The organism is Pauljensenia sp. UMB6358 (assembly GCF_030216865.1).
In the GTDB taxonomy this organism is placed as follows: Bacteria; Actinomycetota; Actinomycetes; order Actinomycetales; family Actinomycetaceae; genus Pauljensenia; species Pauljensenia turicensis_A.
Genome location: NZ_JASOMS010000005.1, coordinates 1 through 19844, shown reverse-complemented (window position 1 = coordinate 19844; position 19844 = coordinate 1). Strand labels below are relative to the sequence as shown.

Annotated in this window: 17 protein-coding genes; 12 read left to right on the top strand and 5 right to left on the bottom strand. The window is 58.7% G+C overall.

Features of this window, described 5'->3' with window-relative positions; all coding sequences use genetic code 11:
• Nucleotides 1–25 precede the first annotated feature (25 nt).
• Nucleotides 26–1558: a sensor histidine kinase gene (locus QP381_RS04715; RefSeq protein ID WP_285067999.1), complete on the bottom strand. Its 1533-nt coding sequence runs from the start codon at nt 1556–1558 to the stop codon at nt 26–28.
• Nucleotides 1559–1565: 7 nt separating this feature from the next.
• Nucleotides 1566–2276, bottom strand: a complete 711-nt coding sequence (locus QP381_RS04710; RefSeq protein ID WP_040318511.1) for a response regulator transcription factor — start codon at nt 2274–2276, stop codon at nt 1566–1568.
• 177 nt (nt 2277–2453) lie between these two features.
• Between QP381_RS04710 and QP381_RS04705 the strand changes: the two genes are divergently transcribed.
• The 6 genes from QP381_RS04705 (at nt 2454) to QP381_RS04680 (ending at nt 8920) form a co-directional block, all read left to right on the top strand.
• The gene (locus QP381_RS04705; protein WP_006680831.1) at nt 2454–2936 is read left to right on the top strand and encodes a PH domain-containing protein; all 483 of its coding nucleotides are present in this window, start codon (nt 2454–2456) and stop codon (nt 2934–2936) included.
• Nucleotides 2933–4606, top strand: coding sequence for a PH domain-containing protein (locus QP381_RS04700; protein ID WP_006680832.1), 1674 nt, complete (start codon nt 2933–2935; stop codon nt 4604–4606). The genes QP381_RS04705 and QP381_RS04700 overlap by 4 nt, the downstream gene beginning before the upstream one ends.
• A gap of 145 nt (nt 4607–4751) precedes the next feature.
• On the top strand, nt 4752–5663 hold the full coding sequence (locus tag QP381_RS04695; protein WP_103632694.1) for a Rossmann-like and DUF2520 domain-containing protein: 912 nt from the start codon (nt 4752–4754) through the stop codon (nt 5661–5663).
• Nucleotides 5664–5777: 114 nt separating this feature from the next.
• A complete protein-coding gene (gene panC / locus QP381_RS04690) occupies nt 5778–6710 on the top strand; it encodes a pantoate--beta-alanine ligase (protein WP_285067998.1) in 933 nt (310 codons plus the stop codon).
• 4 nt (nt 6711–6714) lie between these two features.
• Nucleotides 6715–7137, top strand: a complete 423-nt coding sequence (gene panD, locus QP381_RS04685; protein WP_442953402.1) for an aspartate 1-decarboxylase — start codon at nt 6715–6717, stop codon at nt 7135–7137.
• 190 nt (nt 7138–7327) lie between these two features.
• Nucleotides 7328–8920: a lysine--tRNA ligase gene (locus QP381_RS04680; RefSeq protein WP_285067996.1), complete on the top strand. Its 1593-nt coding sequence runs from the start codon at nt 7328–7330 to the stop codon at nt 8918–8920.
• 171 nt (nt 8921–9091) lie between these two features.
• Here the strand turns inward: QP381_RS04680 and QP381_RS04675 are convergent, their stop codons facing one another.
• Nucleotides 9092–10042 (bottom strand): sugar-binding transcriptional regulator, encoded by a 951-nt coding sequence (locus QP381_RS04675; RefSeq protein ID WP_040318513.1) that lies wholly within the window; start codon nt 10040–10042, stop codon nt 9092–9094.
• A gap of 433 nt (nt 10043–10475) precedes the next feature.
• Here QP381_RS04675 and QP381_RS04670 point away from each other — a divergent pair, with 433 nt between their 5' ends.
• The 3 genes from QP381_RS04670 (at nt 10476) to QP381_RS04660 (ending at nt 13578) form a co-directional block, all read left to right on the top strand.
• The gene (locus tag QP381_RS04670; RefSeq protein ID WP_285067995.1) at nt 10476–11258 is read left to right on the top strand and encodes an MIP/aquaporin family protein; all 783 of its coding nucleotides are present in this window, start codon (nt 10476–10478) and stop codon (nt 11256–11258) included.
• Nucleotides 11259–11365: 107 nt separating this feature from the next.
• Nucleotides 11366–12892 (top strand): glycerol kinase GlpK, encoded by a 1527-nt coding sequence (gene glpK, locus QP381_RS04665; protein WP_006680839.1) that lies wholly within the window; start codon nt 11366–11368, stop codon nt 12890–12892.
• A 107-nt stretch (nt 12893–12999) separates the two neighbouring features.
• On the top strand, nt 13000–13578 hold the full coding sequence (locus QP381_RS04660; protein ID WP_006680840.1) for an NYN domain-containing protein: 579 nt from the start codon (nt 13000–13002) through the stop codon (nt 13576–13578).
• A 170-nt stretch (nt 13579–13748) separates the two neighbouring features.
• On the opposite strand, the gene QP381_RS04655 is transcribed toward QP381_RS04660, so the two are convergent.
• Together QP381_RS04655 and QP381_RS04650 are read right to left on the bottom strand one after the other, a co-directional pair.
• Nucleotides 13749–14465 carry a PspA/IM30 family protein gene (locus tag QP381_RS04655; RefSeq protein WP_006680841.1) on the bottom strand — a complete coding sequence of 239 codons (717 nt, stop codon included), beginning with the start codon at nt 14463–14465 and terminating at the stop codon, nt 13749–13751.
• Between the two features lie 172 nt (nt 14466–14637).
• On the bottom strand, nt 14638–16695 hold the full coding sequence (locus tag QP381_RS04650) for a TPM domain-containing protein (protein WP_285067994.1): 2058 nt from the start codon (nt 16693–16695) through the stop codon (nt 14638–14640).
• Nucleotides 16696–16859: 164 nt separating this feature from the next.
• Between QP381_RS04650 and QP381_RS04645 the strand changes: the two genes are divergently transcribed.
• The 3 genes from QP381_RS04645 (at nt 16860) to QP381_RS04635 (ending at nt 19615) form a co-directional block, all read left to right on the top strand.
• Nucleotides 16860–17237, top strand: coding sequence for a cold-shock protein (locus tag QP381_RS04645; protein WP_285067993.1), 378 nt, complete (start codon nt 16860–16862; stop codon nt 17235–17237).
• Nucleotides 17230–18090, top strand: a complete 861-nt coding sequence (locus tag QP381_RS04640; protein WP_285067992.1) for a DUF3027 domain-containing protein — start codon at nt 17230–17232, stop codon at nt 18088–18090. Before QP381_RS04645 ends, QP381_RS04640 begins: the two co-directional genes overlap by 8 nt.
• Nucleotides 18091–18166: 76 nt before the next feature.
• A complete protein-coding gene (locus tag QP381_RS04635; RefSeq protein ID WP_285067991.1) occupies nt 18167–19615 on the top strand; it encodes an NCS2 family permease in 1449 nt (482 codons plus the stop codon).
• The last annotated feature ends 229 nt before the right edge of the window (nt 19616–19844 follow it).

Below are 19844 nucleotides of genomic sequence, written 5' to 3'. Positions count from 1 at the left end.
TGCGTGGGGCCTACCGGTCTGGATGCTACTTTTCTACGTCGGTGGGGCTGATGGCGGGTGTGTCCGGGTTCGTGTCCGCGGGGGAGTAGAGGAGCGGGAGTTCGATGCGGGCGGTCAGTCCGCCTCCTTTAGTTTTGCTCAGTGTGGCGTTGCCGCGGTGGGCATTGATGATGCCGGCAATGATGGCAAGACCAAGGCCGGAGCCTCCCTGTGTGCGAGCACGTGACGTGTCGGCGCGGTAGAAGCGTTCGAAGACTCGCGATTGGTCTGCTTCTGCGATGCCGGGACCGTGGTCGCGGAATTCGACGATGGCCGTGTCTCCTGTTTTGCCGAGTGCGATTTCGACGGGTGAGCCCGCGGGGGTATAACGGACGATATTGCCAATGAGGTTGGTGAATACCTGCGATATGCGATCGCGGTCGGCTTGCGTCACCAGTGTCATGGGTGGTTTGTGTCCGCTGAGAGACGTCAGGGCAACGGAACGAGTGGGGTCCAGTGCCTGCAGGTCAAATACGGCGTTACCGGCAAGTTTCACCAAGTCGATATCGGTGATTTCAAGGGGGCGTCCCTCGTCCAAGCGAGCCAGGGTCAGCAGGTCTTCGACCAGTGAGGCCATGCGCGTTGATTCTGATTGGATGCGTCCCATGACTTCGTCGACGCGTTCATCGGGAACGCCACCCATGGAGTAGAGCTCGCAGTAGCCGGAGATCGCGGCTAGTGGCGTGCGTAGTTCGTGGGATGCATCAGACACGAAGCGACGGATCTTCTGTTCTGACACTTGTCGAGCGTGGAATGATTGCTCAACCTGGGTCAGCATCGCGTTGAGCGACAGGGACAGAGATCCGACTTCGGTGCTTCCCGGTTGGGAAGGAACGCGTTGTGTGAGGTCGCCGGCCGCAATCTTGCCCGCGGTCGATTCGATTTCTCTCAGGGGAAGCAGGGAACGGCGAACCAAAGTGTGGCCCAGGAATGCGCCGACGAAGACGATGACAACACCGGCGATCGAGAAGTAGGTGCCCGTGGTGCGCAGGGTGCGTTGAACGTCTGTCAGAGGAAGAGCGATCGTCATGGTGCCCAGGGGCGTGTTTGCCGTGGAGGACGCATAGAACGGGAAAGCGACCGCGCGCCAGTTGGAGCCCAGTTTAGTCGAGGGCACGGTAATGGGGTTAGTGATCTCGTCGGAGGTTTCCGAAATCTGCGCAGTTGCAAGCAGATCCGGGATCACGGGTGTTCCCGATGTTTCCAACGTTCCCGGGTAGTAGTAGGTCGTATCGTCGCCGCTTATGGAGCGTGCGTGAATGTAATACAGGGTTGGTAGACCCGAGGTGCCGTCTTTAATCGACGTGTTTTCGCCTCGAATGAAAGAGCTCGCCGTGACGCGCAACTGTTCGTCAATCTGAGACACCAGATGGCGTTGCAGGAGGCCTACCATGACCGTTCCAGACATGATCAGCCCCAGAGCCAACAGGGTTGTAATCAGGGTGACCAGCTGAGTAGAGAGGGGACGACGTTCCCAAAAAGTACGCAGGTGGCCAAGCGGTCCCGAGGAGCTACTCATGTATTCCTCAGTCGTCGGCGCGCAGGATGTATCCGACACCGCGCTTGGTGTGGATCAGTTCGCCGCCCGCACCTTCGACTGCCAACTTGCGACGCAGGTAGGAGATATACGATTCGACGATCGCAACTTCTCCACCCCAGTCGTATTCCCACACGTGATCCAAGATCTGCATCTTCGACACGACGCGTCCCTCATTGATCACCAGGTAGCGAAGAAGCTTGAACTCTGTGGGGGACAGGTCGATTTCGACGCCCGCACGGCTGACCTCGTGCGCATCCTCGTCAATGATCAGGTCGCCGACGCGGAGCTTGCCATCGTCTTCGTCGGAGCCGATGGTGCGTCGCAAGATGGCGCGGATACGGGCAACGACCTCTTCAAGGCCAAAGGGCTTAGTAACGTAGTCGTCGCCACCGACAGTCAGACCCTGGATCTTGTCGCGCATATCGTCGCGTGCGGTCAGGAATAGAACGGGGACTGTCGCTCCTGCTTCGCGCAGGCGACGGGTCACGGTGAATCCGTCCATGTCTGGCAACATGACGTCCAAAACGATCAGGTCAGGGGCCTCGTCCATGGCGATACGGTAGGCGGAGTGGCCATCTTCCGCGGTCAGGACATCGAATCCGGCAAAACGAAGTGATGATGCCAGAAGGTCGCGAATATTCGGCTCGTCGTCAACGACGAGCAGGCGAGCTTCTTCCTCAGTGCCTGTGCGTGTCATATCCATAGTGTGACTGATATTTCTGAATGTTTCCTGAATGGTTTGCGAGAGTCGCATGTGTGCGTATAAAAGCCCGTTTCTGTGCCACACCATTTACTCAGCACTTATCAACGACCTGTGTATATGGCACGATAGAACTCCAAGAACACACATGAGGGAACCCCGAAAGGACCAGCGATGCTCGATCCAATGAGCCCACCCGATGTGGAGTTCCACTCCGTATCGCCCAAGCTTGCCCAGGTCCGCATCATCACGACGATTCTGACGTTCCTGCCTCTGCTCGCCGGCGGAGTCGCGCTCGCGGTTCTCGTTTCGAAGTGGTGGTGGATCGGATTCGCGGTTGTTGTCATCATGATGGTCTGGTCGCTGGCGATTATTCACCGTCAGGTTCGCGCGATGGCATTTGGCACGGGCGATGACGATTTTTTGATCCGCAAGGGCATTATGTTCCGTCGTCTGACGTTGATTCCTTACGGTCGTATTCAGTATGTGGAACTCTCTGAAGGTCCAATTGCTCGCCACTACGGCATCGCAGAGCTGAAGATTCATACGGCGTCCGCATCGACGGATGCGACGTTGAACGGTGTTCCGGTTGCTGAAGCCGCTCGCCTTCGCGACATGCTTGCCGAGCGTGGCACGGCGGAATTGGCTGGCCTGTGAATAAATCGAATGAATCCGCCCCTTTGCGCGCCACGCAGGGCGGTGTCTCCGACGAGCAGTGGCGCAAACTGCACCCGGCATCTCCGATTATCCATGCGTGGAAGGCGATCGTGGCTCTGCTTGCGGTTGTCACCTATCAGAATTTCGACACGGTTGCCGATATTGCGAATTCTGATTTTGTTCGCCATCAGACGCTCTCGCTGGTCGTTGGTGTCATTGTCGGTTCGGCCTTCTTGATTTTTCTTGCGATCGCGCTGTTTTCGTACTTCTCGTGGAAGTTCACGTCTTTCGCCGTTGTCGACGAAGGCGTGTATTACCGCGCTGGCATCTTCGTGAAAACGTTGAAGCACGCTCGCCTGGATCGCATTCAGGCGGTCGATATTCATCATCCGTTGCTGGGGCGTATTTTCGGCTTAGGCAAGATCAACATTGAGGTTGCCGGTGGCGGACAGTCGAATGTCGAATTCGGTTTCCTTAAAACACAGGAATTGGATGATGTGCGCGCTGAAATCTTGGCGCGCGCTGCCGGCGTCTACTCTTCGCCAACTTCCGCTTCTGTGGAGGATGCGCCTCAGTCTGATTCCGCCATCGGATCGGGGGACGAGGCCGGCTCCATCGATCAGACACCGTCATCGGAACAGGCCGGTGCCTCGGTTCCTCAGCGTCCGGTGGTCGCTCCCGAACGAGTTCTGTACACGGTTCCTGTGGGCAGGCTTGTTGCTTCGCTGGTGACGAATATGGGCATGATCATTGCGATCCTGGTTGTGCTTGCCATCTTGGTCATGTCGGTTGTTTTGCTGATCAAAGTCGGAATTGAGGGGACGGCGGGTATCTTCTCTGGTTTTGCAGGTATTATTGCTGCCGTCGCTGCAATCTGGAGTCGTTTCGCAGGCGAATTTAACTTCACTGCAGCTGTTTCCCCGGATGGTATTCGCACTCGTTCGGGTCTTCTGGAAACCCGTAATCAGACGATTCCGCCACGTCGTGTCCACGCTGTTCTTGTTCAACAGCCGTGGCTTTGGCGTCGCTTCGGCTGGTATCGCGTGAAGATCACGCAGGCTGGCTACGGTGGCAAAACCGATAGTGATAAGTCTCAGCGTTCCGCTGACGTTCTTTTGCCGGTGGGCACTCGCGCTGACGCGGAGCTTGCTCTGTGGCTGGTGATCCGTGACTTGGGTGTGACTGACCCCGTTGCTTTCATCGAAGCTGCTTTGAATGGAACGCGCGAAGGGCAAGGATTCCTTCCCGTTCCGATGCGTGCGCGCCTGTTTGATTGGTTCTCTTACAAGCGTCGCGCAGTCGCGCTGACGGATACGTGCTTTGTGATCCGCAAGGGCTGGCTGACCTGGCAGACCGGTTTCATACCCGTGGAACGGATTCAATCCCTGGCGATCATTCAAGGTCCGTGGGAGAAAAGGCGCCAGCTGGTTGATGTGAATGCTTCCATCGTTCCAGGTAGTGCCCCAGAGTTGGCAGGCCACATTGATGAGGAAGCCGGCGTTGCCTTGCTTGAAGAGCTCCGTGCGAAGTCTCAGCTGAAGCGTGCCAGCGAGCCCGCGGAACACTGGATGCTGCGCGTCACGAAGGGTCTTGACGCCCGTCAGGATGATCAGAGCGTCTACGCGCCACAGGATGACCCCTCGTGTGAAAGCAGCGTTGACCGTAGGTGAAGATAACTTCGATTGTGATCGCGCCGATGTTCAGCTGGAAGCCGATGAATCGAGCGCGGCCTCGTCGATCGAATAACGGCGGGCGAATATCGACTACCGTTGAAGACGCGCGCCCGCGCACACCATCTACTCAAGGCGGCACATTGTGAGTGAGCAACCAGGCAGGCTTGACGTCGGACTCATCGGCATGGGGACGGTCGGTCCTGTCATCGCTTCCGCTCTACGTTCCGTGGGGCATCGAATCGCCGGCGTCGTCGCGCACACGGACGCTGAGCGTGAGCGTGCGGAGATGATGCTCCCGGGCGTGGCGATCATGGATGAAACCGAGGTAATTGCCGCATCGGGCTTGGTGATTCTGGCCGTTCCCGACGGAGAAATCGAGCCTCTGGTCAAGGGCCTTGCCGACATGGGCGCGTGGAAAATGGGGCAGATCGTCTGTCATCTGGCCGGTCCGTTTGGAACCGGGATTCTGGCGCCCGCGCAGGCGAATGGCGCGATTCCGACCGCGATTTACCCCGTTATGACATTCACGGGTATGAGCCTTGATATTCCGCGTCTGTCGGGTACTCCGTTTGCTGTCAGCGCGCCCGCACCTTTCTTGCCGATCGCGCAGGCGCTGGTTGTGGAAATGGGTGGTGAACCCATCGTTGTCGACGAAGATGCTCGCCCGGCAGTCCACGCGGCGCTCACGCTTGGCACGCTTGGGATCGTGACGGCGGTCGTCCAGTCGTTGGCTGGTCTTGAACGTGCTGGGATTGAGGACCCCGCCCTCTTCGCTTCTTCGCTTCTGGCTGGAACGGCAGAAAAAGCGCTGTCTGAAATTGAGCGGGCTTTTGCGGCTCCGATTGCGAACGGCGATACGCAGGTCATTGCTGAACATGTGAAAGCGCTGGCTGGCCTGCTCGCATCCGACGGTGATCGTGATGCTGGGGGTGATTTCGCGGATATCTACCGCGCGCGTGCGCATCAGGCGACCGACATCCTCTATCGACGAGGCCACCTGAGTGATCGAGCGTGCGACTCGATTAAAACGGCGTTGATGGAAGGCGGGCTCTGACGCTGGTTGTCCGCGTCGTGTTGGCGCAGAATTGGCAGTGCGTCAGTCAGAAACGTGGGGGAATACTCGCCCTTAGAGGTCGCATATGAGTCTGCCTACTACGACAATGGAAGTATGACGAAACGACCAGTGCTCACTCATACGCGTGAAGAACTTGCCGCAGCGCTGAAGCCATTGACCGGCTCGCGTGCTCTGGTGATGACGATGGGCGCCCTGCATTCGGGGCATTTGGAGCTGGTCAAACAGGCGAAGGCGCACGGTGACCACGTCATCGTCACGATTTTCGTGAACCCCACGCAGTTTGCTCCGGGTGAGGACTATGACGTCTACCCGCGCACGCTCGAAGCGGACATGGACGCGCTTGAAACCGTGGGCGCGGATGTCGTGTGGGCGCCGAGCCCCGAAGATGCCTACCCCGAGCCCGTCACCGTTTCGATTGATCCCGGTCCGATTGCTCGCGTCCTAGAAGGCAAGACTCGCCCGAGCCACTTCGGTGGGGTTGCGCTGGTGTGCACGAAGGTCATGGGTCTCGTTTGCCCAGATGTTGCACTGTTCGGCGAAAAGGATGCTCAGCAACTTGCGATGTTGCGCCATGTGTTCCGCCAGCTCGACGTGCCGGTGACCGTGATCGGCGTTCCGATTGTGCGTGACGCCGACGGCGTTGCCCTGTCCAGTCGCAACCGCTACCTGTCCGACGAAGAGCGTGTCCGCGCTCGTGCTCTCAACCAGAGCTTGACGCTGGGTGTTGAAGCGGGTCGTGCGGGCGCACCTGCCACCCAGATTATTGACGTCATACGAGGCCACGTCGAGGCGACCGGCGGTATCGACATTGATTACATTGCGCTGGTCGATGATGGAACCTTCGATATCCTGGGCGCCTACGGATCGGCAGAACTGACGTCGGCTGATTCCTTGCGGCCCGCGACCTTGAATCAGGCGGGGGAGCGCGAATATCGTCTGCTGCTCGCAGCCAAGGTTGGCGCCACGCGCCTGATCGACAATATGCCGTTTGTGGCGCCCGTCGAACAGGGGAATGCCGGTGAGTGAAATCATGCGCTCGATGATCCAGGGCAAGATCCACCGCGCCACCGTCACGGGTGCTGACCTGCACTACGTCGGTTCGATCACCATCGATGCGGAGCTGCTGGACGCGGCGAACATTGCGCCCGGGCAACGAGTCGACGTTGCAGACGTGAACAATGGCAATCGCCTGTCCACCTACACGATCGCCGGTCCGCGAGGCTCCGGTGTCATCCAGCTCAACGGCGCCGCTGCGCACCTCGTGAACCTCGGCGATCTGGTCATCATCATGGCCTACTGCCAGGTTCCAGAATCCATGGTGAAAGGCTGGGAGCCCGCCGTCGCATTCGTTGACGCTGACAACCATATTGTCGAGGTTGGGTCCTCAGCGGGGACGGTTCCAGAAGACTCTGATCGCGCTCGCGAACTCGGCCTGAAGTCGTCCGGCACGTAGTGCCTCTGTCCCTCCCCGCGTCTCTTTTTAAAACGGGCAACGGTGGCATAGACATACGTTGAAGTGCCCGGCCTCGTCGATACGAGTGCCAAGGTGGAATAATCCGCGAACTGACGTTGTGCGATGTGGCACTGCACCCACTCGCGTTCCCTATGCGAAATGGGTGCGGTGATGCCGTTAAACTGGCAGGGTGACTGACGTGAATACAAACCCAGCTGCCCCGGAAAACGACGACGCCCCCGAACAGGTGCGTGTCCGCCAAGAAAAGCGCGAGCGCCTGCTTGCCGAAGGAGGCCAGGCCTACCCGGTCGTCCTGGCGATTACCACTTCGATCGCCGATGTTCGTGAAAAGTACGCTCACCTTGAAACCGGCGAAGAAACTCAGGATGAGGTCGGTATTGCCGGTCGCGTGATGCTTGCTCGCAACGGTGGCAAGCTCTGCTTCGCAACCCTGATGGATGGCGCCGGCAACCGTATTCAGGTCATGCTGTCGGCCGCAGAGGTCGGTTTGGATTCGCTGGCTCAGTACAAGACCGACGTGGACCTTGGTGACCACCTGTTCGTGCACGGTCGCGTCATTTCCTCGCGTCGTGGCGAACTGTCGATCATGGCATGCCCTGGCACCGCGCCCGCCGACCTGTTCACGCCCGGCATCAACGAAGGCGACCCGGTCCCCGCATGGCAGATCGCTGCAAAGGCGATCCGCCCGCTACCGAAGACCTACACCGGAGAAGACGGCACCGAAATGTCCCTGTCTGAGGACCTGCGTGTTCGTCGCCGCTACCTCGACATGATTGTTCGCCCGGCCGCCCGCGACATGGTGCGTACGCGCGCCAATGTTGTGAAGTCGCTGCGCAACTACTTCGATGACGCTGGCTTTATCGAGATCGAAACGCCGATGCTGCAGAACCTGCACGGTGGCGCGGCCGCACGCCCGTTTTCGACTCACATGAACGCCTACGACACCGAGCTGTTCCTGCGCATTGCGCCCGAGCTGTTCCTCAAGCGTGCGGTTGTCGGCGGCGTCGACAAGGTCTTCGAAATCAACCGCAACTTCCGTAATGAGGGCGCGGACTCTTCGCACAGCCCCGAATTTACGATGCTCGAGGCATACGAAGCCTACGGTTCCTACGACACGATGGCTCGTCGCACCCGTGAGTTCATCCAGAAGGCGGCACGCGACGCCCTGGGCACCGAGGTCGTCACCCTGCCTGACGGTTCGTCCTACGACCTTTCGGGTTCGTGGAAAGAAATCTCGATGTTCGAGGCCACGGCTGACGCTCTTGGTCGTGAGTTCACGGTGAATACTCCGCTGGACGAACTGGTGAAGATCGCCGAAGAACTCGGTGAAGACGTTGCTGACCACTGGGGTCCCGGTAAGGTCGCAGAGGTTATCTTCGAAGTCGCCGTAGGTGACAAGCTGTATGCGCCGACCTTCGTGCGCGACTACCCCGAAGACTCCAGCCCGCTGACCCGCGGACACCGTTCCAAGCCGGGCATCGTCGAGAAGTGGGACCTGTACGTCCGAGGCTTCGAACTGGCGACAGCCTACTCCGAACTCGTCGACCCGGTCATCCAGCGCGAGCGTTTCGAAGCGCAGGCGCTTGTTGCGGCAAAGGGTGACCCGGAAGCAATGGTCTTGGACGAAGACTTCCTGATGGCCATGGAGTACGGTATGCCACCGGCAGGTGGCATGGGTATGGGCCTTGACCGTCTGCTGATGGCTCTGACCGGTCAGGGTATCCGTGAGACCATCACGTTCCCGCTGGTCAAGAAGCTCTGAGCATTCCCGGACCGGCCTCTTGAACGTTGTCATTGATGGGCTTCGTGCGCAGATCGCCTAGAACACGTCCTTGTCAACCGGAGTGTGGTGTCTGCTTGGATAAAGAAAAGTGGAGTTCACGATTGTTGTGAGCTCCACTTTTCTTTGGTTTTTGGCTGGGTGCGATCTGGCTTAGCGCCTAGGGGCGAGGCCACGCGCCTGCGCCGCGCGAGTGCGAACCAGATCAAGCAGTTCGCGTGCCACGCCATCGTCAAGGACGAGGTCGGTGGCGACGTGTGCGCGCAGCGCACCAAGTAGCGGGAGCGCCTTCGAGGCGCCAGCTACGACGCAGAGGCGACGCGGGATCTTGCGGAGAGTCTCTGGGCTGGGGCCGGAAGCTCGGCTGTTGAGTTCCATGTCTGTTGAGCCGTCTTCGCGTAGGAGGACGGTGCAGACGTCGCCAACAACGCCGTCCTTCTGGGCCATTGCGATTTCTTCAGTGTCCAGGAAGCCACCCGAATAAACGTGGGAGGGCAGGCGTGCCGAAAGTGAGCCGACGCCGAACAGAGCGATATCGCAGTCGTCAATCGTCTTCAACACGGTCTGAACCGAGCGCTCGCGCCAGAGCTGCTTCTTTGTCTCTGCGTAGTCGAAGAACGTGGGAACGGGGAAGTGGACCATGCGTCCGCCCATTGCGCGCGCTGCGCGGGAAATAATCGCGTCTGCGTACGGCATGCCGGACTCGGTAGCGGTCGCGGCCCCGTTGAGCTGGACGACGGTCGATCCGGGGAAGTTGACGCGTGGCATACAGCGGGTGATCTCTGAGGTCGTGTTGCCCCATGCGATGCCAAGGGTGACACCGGGTTTGAGCATGTCGACCAGACGTTCCGCCGCGACAAGCGAGACGTTATGAAGTCGGTTGACTTCGGTGTGGACGTCATGGACCGGAACAACGGACGTCTGTACGCCGAAGATTTCAGAAATTTGACCGGCAAGGGTTCCTTTGTGTCCTGGAGCGGCGCTCACTGAGATGCGAACCAAGCCGGTGTCGCGCGCGTAGGACAGCAAACGAGAGACCGAGGAGCGTGATACGCCAAGGTGGCGTGCGATCGTCTCCATGGTCTGACCTTGGAGGTAATACATTGATGCGGCTTCATGAGCCTGTTCGTCACGAATCGTCACGAGTCATAGTCTGCCATGCACAGGCGTGCAGGTCTAACTGTTGAATGTCCAATCCTTTGGGAGACTGTGCGATTTGGTGAGCGTGCACACATTGGAGCGGTAAGTGTCCCCTTAGATGCACGGTTGTGCATGGGGTCAGGTTCGATGTGCAAACGCTGTCATACTGTGTGGTGTCCACGTGAAGACATCACAGGTCAGCGCGGGTTTGTTCTGCGACCGCAAAGTGCTCACGAGCGGTCCTGCGAAACAAGCGGAGTCTTGAAAAAGAATTCGTATGTGACGCGGTAGACTTTTCACACTTGGCGTGATCAGTCCTGTCTCGCTAAAGGAACCCTGCGGGTGGGAAACCGCCCGACAATTCGATGCAACGAAGCATCGAAGAAAGATTGGAAAAATGCTCGCAACACTTCTTCCTCTTGCGCCGCATGAACTCACTGCCGGACATATCTTCATGTCTGAGTTCCTCGGTACAGCAGTCCTTCTCCTCCTCGGTGGTGGCGTCGTTGCTACCAACCTCCTGCCCAAGTCCAAGGGCAACGGTGGCGGTTGGCTCATGATTAACTGGGGATGGGGCCTCGCAGTTCTCGCAGGCGTCTACGTCGCATACGACTCGGGCGGCCACCTGAACCCTGCAGTCACCATTGCTAAGGCCGTCGGCCACATGATGGATTCCTCCGTCGAACTGGCCCCCGGCGTTGCCGTCACTGCAGCAAACGTTGGCATCTACTTAGCAGCTCAATTCCTCGGTGCATTCGTTGGTGCAGTCCTCTGCTGGCTAACCTTCAAGCAGCACTTCGATGAAGATCTCAACCCGGCCCTCAAGCTCGGTGTCTTCTCGACCGCTCCCGAGATTCGCAACGGATTCTGGAACACCCTCACTGAGGCCATCGGCACCTTCGTCCTGATCCTCTGGGTCTTCGTCTCCGGCTACACCGAAACCGCGATTGGCCCGCTCGGCGTTGCACTGATCATCGTCGTCATCGGTAACTCGCTCGGTGGCCCCACCGGATACGCGATCAACCCGGCCCGTGACCTCGGCCCGCGTATTGCTCACGCAATTCTCCCGATCAAGGGTAAGGGTGGCTCCGACTGGGGCTACTCCTGGGTCCCGGTCGTCGGCCCGATCATCGGCGCCATCGTCGCAACACTCGTTGCATTCGGCTCCGGCTTGGCCTGAACCTAGAGCTTTGGCACTCTAACCTTGCGTGGGGTCCCAGGCGGACTCGTCTGGGACCCCACGTTTCTATCTGAAACACAAAGAAGTGAACAGAAGGGACATCAGTCATGTCTAATGAAAAATTCGTTCTCGCGATTGACCAGGGCACCACGTCCTCCCGTGCGATCGTCTTCAACCACTCCGGCGAAATCGTCTCGGTTGGTCAGAAGGAATTCACCCAGATCTTCCCGAACCCGGGCTGGGTTGAGCACGATCCCGTAGAGATTTGGGAATCGGTTCGCACCGTCGTCGCCGAGGCGCTTCAGAAGGCAGAAATCAACGCCACCCAACTTGCTGCTGTTGGCATCACTAACCAGCGTGAAACCACCATCGTGTGGGACAAGAACACCGGCGAGCCCGTCTACAACGCAATCGTCTGGCAGGACGCCCGTACTTCGGAAATCGTCCGTGGCGTCGCAGCAGGCGACCCGCTGGGTACCGAACGTTACCGCCAGATCACCGGCGAGAACATCTCAACCTACCCGTCCGCACCTCGCATTACCTGGATCCTCGACAACGTTGAGGGAGCACGTGAGAAGGCAGAGGCAGGCGACCTGCTTTTCGGCACCCCGGACACCTGGGTTCTCTGGAACCTGACCGGTGGCGTTAACGGTGGCGTCCACGCAACCGACGTGACCAACGCATCCCGTACCCTGCTGATGGACGTTCGTGAGCTCAAGTGGCGCGAAGACATCTGCGCCGACTTCCGCATCCCGCCGGCAATGCTCCCCGAGATCAAGGCGTCCGCAGACACCTACGGCACCGGTCGCCCGAATGGTCTGCTCGCAGGCGTTCCGATCTCCGGCATCCTTGGTGACCAGCAGGCTGCAACCTTCGGTCAGGCCTGCTTCGAAAAGGGCACCGCGAAGAACACTTACGGCACCGGTTGCTTCACCCTGATGAACACGGGCGAAGAGCCCGTCTTCTCAACCAACGGTCTGCTGACGACCGTGCTGTACAAGCTTGGCGACGCCAAGCCGGTCTACGCGCTCGAAGGCTCCGTGGCAGTTGCAGGCTCGCTGGTTCAGTGGCTGCGTGACAACCTCGGGATGATCGAGAAGTCCTCCGAGATCGGAAAGCTCGCTCAGACCGTTGAAGACAATGGTGGCGTGTACTTCGTCCCGGCATTCTCCGGTCTGTTCGCACCGTACTGGAAGGACGACGCTCGCGGTGCGATCGTTGGCCTGACCCGCTACGTGAACAAGGGCCACATTGCCCGCGCAGTCGAAGAGTCGACCGCATTCCAGTCCGCAGAGCTCATTGATGCAATGAACGCCGATGCAGGCGTCCCGCTGAAGGAACTCAAGGTTGACGGTGGTATGACGGCTGACGATCTGCTCATGCAGTTCCAGGCTGACATCTCCGGCGTGGACGTCATCCGTCCGGTCGTTGCAGAGACGACCGCTCTGGGTGTTGCCTACGCAGCCGGTATCGCAGTCGGCTTCTGGAATGGCACAGACGATGTCATTGCCAACTGGCAGGAAGACAAGCGTTGGAAGCCGTCCATGGACACCGCAGAGCGCGATCGCACCTACCGCCTCTGGAAGAAGGCTGTTACCCGCACCTTCGACTGGGTTGACGAAGACGTGAAGTGATCTGCTCACGCACGTGAGTAGGTAGTTTCCACTCGATAGGGCGTTGCTCGGCACGATAGGTGTCGAGCAACGCCCTTTTCGCGTAATAATCTTTTACTCTTGACCCTATGGATAACTATTCATTTAACGAAGAAAAAACCTACTTGATCGTTGACGGCGAAAATATCGATGCCACTCTTGGTATGTCAGTGTTGGATCGTCGTCCGAATCAAGAAGAACGCCCGCGCTGGAATCGAGTCCTTGAACGCGCCGAAGAACACTGGGGAAGTGAAGCGAAGGGCCTCTTCTTCCTCAACGGTTCTTCCGGTTCGCTACCGATGGGATTCGTTCAAGCACTCATCGCCATGAACTACTCGGTGATCCCGCTTTCGGGTCCTGCCGACGTGAAGGTCGTTGACCTTGGTTTGCAGCGCACGATGGATGCGATCTCAGAGCTGGACTCGGGCTCGGTCATTCTTGCCAGCCATGACGCTGATTTCGCTCCTCAAGTTGAGCGTCTGCTGGATCAGGGACGTCGTGTCGCGATCCTCTGCTTCCGCGAATTCCTGTCGACCGCTTTCCATGAGCTGGAAGCCAAGGGCTTGGAGATCCTTGACCTCGAATACGATCTGCACGCATTCCAGGTAACTCTACCGCGACTGAGCATCATCGACGTCGACGACTTCAACCCGTTCGACTACCTGTAAAACCGCCAGCCGGGCTGTTCGGGGCCTGTGCGTCAGTATGCCTGTGCCTGAGGCGATCAGGTGCCGGATAGTTCGTCAAACCTCAAACAGAAGTGGTGCGGGGCACTGCCCCACACCACTTCTGTTTGATTCAGCTACTCGCTGGTCGCAATGACGTTCGAGCTGAGCGATCAGTCCTTGTTCTTGAGCTCTGCCAGGCGCGCTTCGATTTCAATCTCGGAGGCGTCGGTTTCGAGTTCTTTAAACTGTGCGTCGAGGGACGAGGCCGCGACCTCTGCCTGCCCCTGTGCCAGTGCTTCGGCGCGACGGACACGCTCTTCGTAGCGTGCGAGCTCTGACGTCGGATCGAGCACGTTGATAGATGCGACAGCGTCATTGACCTTGGTCTGTGCCTCTGCGGTCTTCTGCCGTGCCACCAGCTGATCGCGCTTGGACTTGAGTTCTTCGAGCTTGTCCTTCATCTGAGCAAGGCCGGTCTTGAGCTTCTCAACAACCTCGGTCTGTGAGGCGATGATTGGTTCTGCGTCCTTGGCTTCGCCTTCAAAGGTGATCTGCTTGCCGATCGCTGCCTTGGCGAGCTTGTCCCACTTGTCAGCGCCTGCAGCATCGCCGCCTGCACGCATTTCGTCTGCCTTCTGCGAAGCGGCCAGAGCCTTGCGACCCCAGTCAGCTGCTGCGGCAACGTCTTCTTCGTGGTCTTTTTCTGCCAGACGCAGGTTGCCGACAGTCTGGGCGACTGCGGTTTCGGCTTCTGCGATGGAGTTCGTGTAGTCGCGGATCAGCTGGTCAAGCATCTTTGCCGGATCTTCAGCGCGATCCAAGAGGGCATTGATGTTTGCTTTTGCGAGCTGGGAAATGCGACCGATGATGGACTGCTTTTCTGCCATTGTTCCTGTCCTTCGCTGGATGGATTGCGCGATTATCGCGTCACCTCCATTTTAGAGTGTGACACCGAATACTTCCTGTGAACGGACTGCATATCCGTTCGGTGTGAAGGTGGAGCCGAGATGGCTGGTGCCCTGCAGGGCATTCCTGCAAGGCACCAGCCATATGTTCAGATCAGAAGGAGCCGGAGCTGCCGCCACCGAATCCGCCACCGCTTCCGCCGAAGCCTCCGCCAGAGAATCCGCCACCGGAGCTTCCTCCTTGCCCGAGGCTACGACCGACATCCATCAGGACAGACCACAGCAGGGCATTGCCAAGGCCGGTGTTATCGGTGAAGATTCCACCGCTTCTATTCGTGTGGTGTTTGAACTGATCAGCCTGCCTGTATGAGGGATCGTTTATCGGGGTTGACAGCACGGTAAGGGCCGCGCTACGCGCGCTCTTCGCCAGGGTCGTTGCCTGATCGGGGTCAGTTTGGACAAGTGCAACAGCCTGATCGAGTTCAGCCTTAGCCTCAGCGAGTTTGGAACGGACGTCCAACGGGATGACGCCCCGGCGTCCCTGAATGTAAGAGTCAGCTCGCGCGTACTGGGCTTGAGCGTCGGACACGGCGTTCCGTGCTGCCTGGACCTTGCGTTCTCTTGCGTCAGCCTGAGAACGAAGTGGTTCAAGCGCGGCGTCCAGCTGAGATTCGGCCAAACGTAGGTTTTCCAGCGCAGCCAGCGGGTCACCACTTCCTGTGCGTGCGCTTTGAGCCTCGGCTACAGCCTTCTGTGCTTCGGCAACAAGCGGTGCGAACGCTGCTGAGTCTGCCTTCAGGGTCGTCACGTCGGAAAGATCCGAGGTGATCGAAGCAATTGCCTTCGTCAGAACCTCGTTCGCGGCAGCGAGATCGTGCTTGGCGCTCATGATTGCCTCGGTCTGGTGTCCCGCCATCGCGAGTGCTCGGCGAGCAATATCGAGTTGCACCAATGCTGCTGACGGATCAGAGGTTGCGAGGGAGGTTGCTTGGTTCGCGGCGACCGACGCTGAATCAAGGAGAGCGCGTGCCTGCTGAGGATTGTCCGTCAACGAGGCAACGGTCGTGGACGAGTACAGCGTCTGAAGGGCGGTGAGTTCAGCTTCCACGCTGGGCAACGCTGCGATTGCCTCAGAAATGCGCGTCTTCACGTCCGTGGCCTGCATGGGAACGCTTGCCTCTTCATCGCGAAGCTGGCTGAATGCCTTCTGTTGCTCAACCAAAGCTGGCATGACCTGGTTCAACTCATGTTGCAGCGTAAGCGCAGCCTCGGTACGCGAACGAGAATCGGGGGCCTCGTTCATCGTTTGCTGGGCAGTAAATGCCTTCGCGATGCCCGCTTGAGCGGCAGAAAGTGCCTTCACATATGCGTCGGTCTTCGTTTCACCGAACTGAGCGCGCGCGAAATCAAGCTCATCGGCGGCCGAACGTACCAGTTCGTCTGCCTGAAGGAGCAGAGTCGAAGATTGGTTGGTCAGGGCCAGTACCTGATCCTCGGTCAATGACGGAAGCTGATCGCCGGGTGCCCAAGGGCGGTCAGCGGTTGCCTTCGGAGCGGGGGTTGAAGTGCCCTTCGCCGTGTTGCGCTTCACGAAGAACACAATCAGTCCACCGATAACGACAAGGATGACAACGGTGCGGATCCACCTGAATCCCAACTTCCCGGAGGAAGGAGCGTCGGTCGACGAAGAGTGTGAAGAAGAGGACGAGGTTTGACCTGTCACGGTTGATGTCAGCGTTGAAATAAAGGTTGTTGCTGCATCCGTCGTCGTATCAGCGTCCAGAGGATTCGATGTGGCAAGAACTTTCTTTGCGGCCGACGTTGCGCGAGTGATATCCGAATCGGTGACAAGTTGCTGATCAGCGTTGCCACACGTTGCGAACATGCGCTCTTCATAGGCAATCGCGTAGATGATCGACTGATGTGACAATCCGGAGTTCAAACCCGAAGTCTTGCACCATTCAATTGGCTCAGCACCCGAAAAATCGGGAACCGTCACGAAATAAACCTGCAAACCAGCAGCCCCGGCCTCGTCCGCGGAAGAGGATATTTCCGAAACGTGAGAGTCACTGAGCCAACCCGAGGGGTCGGTCACCGACGTTGAAATAGTGACAGGGGATGTGGCAAGTGCTGGCGCGCCAAGGCTTGCAATCAGGGCGATACCGACAACGGCGCTGGCGCACGCATGCGAAACAGCGGAACGGAACGACATGGGGATCTCCTGACCTTTGAGCCGACCTGCAAGCGTTCAATAATTCGATGTTACCCGCCCCGTATTCATTTGGCGTTGAAAGCATGTAGCGCATTAAGGTGGCGGGCGCATTAGAATGACAGGACGAATGAAAACGAATGATTCCTAAAGGAAAGGGGAGCAACATGCCTACTGGCAAGGTGAAGTTCTTCGATGCTGATCGTGGCTTCGGCTTCATCGGTGGTGACGACGGTATGGAAGTATTCCTGCACGTTTCTGCGCTCCCCGAAGGAATTGAAACGGTGAAGCCGGGGACGCGCGTCGAGTACGGTGTCGCTGACGGACGCAAGGGTCCACAGGCACTGACTGTTCGCATCCTGGCCCCAAAGAAGTCGCTTGCGGCGGCGCGCCACCGCAAGCCTGAAGCCATGGTCCCCGTGATTGAGGACCTCATCAAACTGCTCGATGCTTCCTCGACCAGCTTGCGTCGCGGAAAGTACCCCGAGAACGCGCCTCAGATCGCGAAGGTTCTTAAAGCAGTAGCCGAGGATTTCGATGCCTGACACACACGCTGGCGATACTGTGCCTGCACCCCAGACGCCCGCCACTGACACAACGGTGAAAACTTCGTCGCGCTCGCCTTCAACGCATAAGGGAGCGGTGCGTACCCCGAAGAAGGACGCGGTTCTTGCCCAAGCAGTCGACGTTGCTCGTGAATCCGCGAAGGCTGTTGCCCACCCGCGTCCCATCGGTGAACACCTTGGGTTCGTCATGGACTCAGAGCGCATCGGAACCCACTATTTCGCTTCCACCGACGACGGCTATGTCGGTTGGGCGTGGGCAGTGACGGTTGCGCGCATTCCGCGTTCGCGTCACGCGACCGTGTGTGAGGTCGACATGCTTCCTCGCGATGGTGCGTTGCTTGCTCCGCAGTGGATCCCGTGGGAAGACCGCCTGCGTCCAGGCGATCTGTCGCGCGACGATATCCTCCCCTACCAGGCAGAAGATGCCCGCCTTGAGCAGTCCTTCCAAGATGTCGGCGAGGACATTGACTACCCGGAGCTGAAGGAAATCGGCTTGGGTCGCAAGCGCGTCCTGTCCGAAGAAGGCCGTAGTGCTGCCGTTGATCGCTGGTACAAGTCTGAGCAGGGACCGAAGTCATCTCGCCCGCCACGTAACTCGTGCTCAACCTGTGGTTTCTTGGTGAAACTGTCGGGTTCGATGCGCACGGTGTTCGGTGTATGCGCCAACGAATGGGCTCCCGATGATGGTCGCGTGGTCAGCCTCGATCACACCTGCGGCGCGCACTCGGAAACTGATGTTGCCAAGCAGGGAACCCAGTGGTCGGTTCGCCCGTCGCGTATTGACGACGGTGCACTGGACACCGAGAAAATGCCTGCGAATGTGACCCCGTAGGCACGGTGTCCACATTGTGTTGTGGCGCCCGACACGATTCTTGCCTGTAAGTTTCGCACGTTGGCACGATGAGTTCGTGAGCACACAACAGACTGCCGCTTCATCCCAATCAGCGGCCAAAGGTTCAATTGATTCGTTCTTCAAGATCAGCGAACGCGGATCTTCGATCGGTCAGGAAATTCGTGGCGGTGTCGTCACGTTCTTCGCCATGGCCTACATTCTTGTCGTGAATCCAGCCATCCTCGGGGCAGCACTGCCGGAGGATGGCTCTATTACTGCCCAGGGTGTTGCGGCAGGTACCGCGCTTGTTGCAGGCGTTATGACCATCCTCATGGGTGTTGTCGCCAACTATCCGCTGGCACTTGCTGCCGGTCTGGGCCTCAATGCCGTCGTTGCTTTCACCATGGTTATAGGCATGGGCCTGAGCTATGCAGAGGCCATGGGTCTTGTCGCATGGGAAGGCATCATCATCCTGCTCCTGGTTCTCACCGGCTTCCGTGAGGCAGTGTTCAAGGCTGTTCCTCATCAGCTGAAGACCGCTCTGACCGTTGGTCTAGGCCTCTTCATCACTCTTATCGGTCTGGTTGACGCCGGTATCGTCCGTGCAGGCGCCACCCCGGTTCAGCTGGGCATCAACGGCTCCCTGCAGGGCTGGCCGACCCTGGTCTTCGTCTTCGGCCTGTTCCTGACCTTCGTCCTCTACATCCGTCAGGTCAAGGGTGCCGTCTTCATCTCGATCGTCTCTTCGACGATTCTGGCCGTCATCGTCGAAGCCGTTCTTCACCTTGGTATGAAATCGGATGAGAACGCTACCGGTTGGGGCCAGACCATTCCGGCTCTCGACGGTTCACCTGTTGCCGTCCCCGTGTTCAACACGCTCGGCAAGGTCGACATGTTCGGCGCATTCGGTAAGGTAGGCATTGTTTCCGTCGCCTTGCTGATCTTCTCGCTCATGCTGGCTGACTTCTTCGACACGATGGGTACCATGGTCGCCGTCGGCGCCCAAGGCAATCTGCTCGACGAACAGGGCAACCCACCGAAGACTCGTGAAATCCTGGTGATCGACTCCCTCGCCGCCGCCGCCGGTGGTTTCGGTGGCGTTTCCTCGAACACCTCCTACGTTGAGTCCGCAGCGGGTGTCGCTGAAGGCGCGCGCACAGGTCTTGCATCTGTCGTCACCGGTATCCTCTTCCTTCTCTCGACCTTCCTTGCACCGCTCATGGAGCTCGTCCCCACCGAAGCCGCTTCGACCGCTCTGGTCTTCGTTGGTTTCCTGATGATGACCCAGGTTACCGAGATCGATTGGCAGGCCCCGGAAATCGCTCTTCCGTCGTTCATGACCATCGCCTTCATGCCCTTCGGCTACTCCGTCTCCGTCGGTATCGGCGTTGGCTTCATTACTCACACCGTCATCCAGGTTGTTCTTGGCCGTGCGAAGAAGGTCCACCCGCTCATGTGGCTGGCTTCGATCCTCTTCGTCGTCTACTTCCTGCTTGGGCCGATCCAGGCTCTGCTGGGAGTCTGATCTCCTCGCAACAGATCGTGTGATGCGCAGAGGTGTGATGCTCTGCTTGACTGATCACCAATCGTCCGAATGGAAAGACCCCACGGTGCATTGAACTGCTCCCCATTAGTCGGTGTCTGATTTCTCAGTCCAACTAAAGGGGAGCAGTTCATTCCTCGAGGTCGCGAGGGCGTTCGTCGGTGCGTGATAAGCCAGCGGGGCCGTCGATGCAGTGATGCTCCAACGGCCC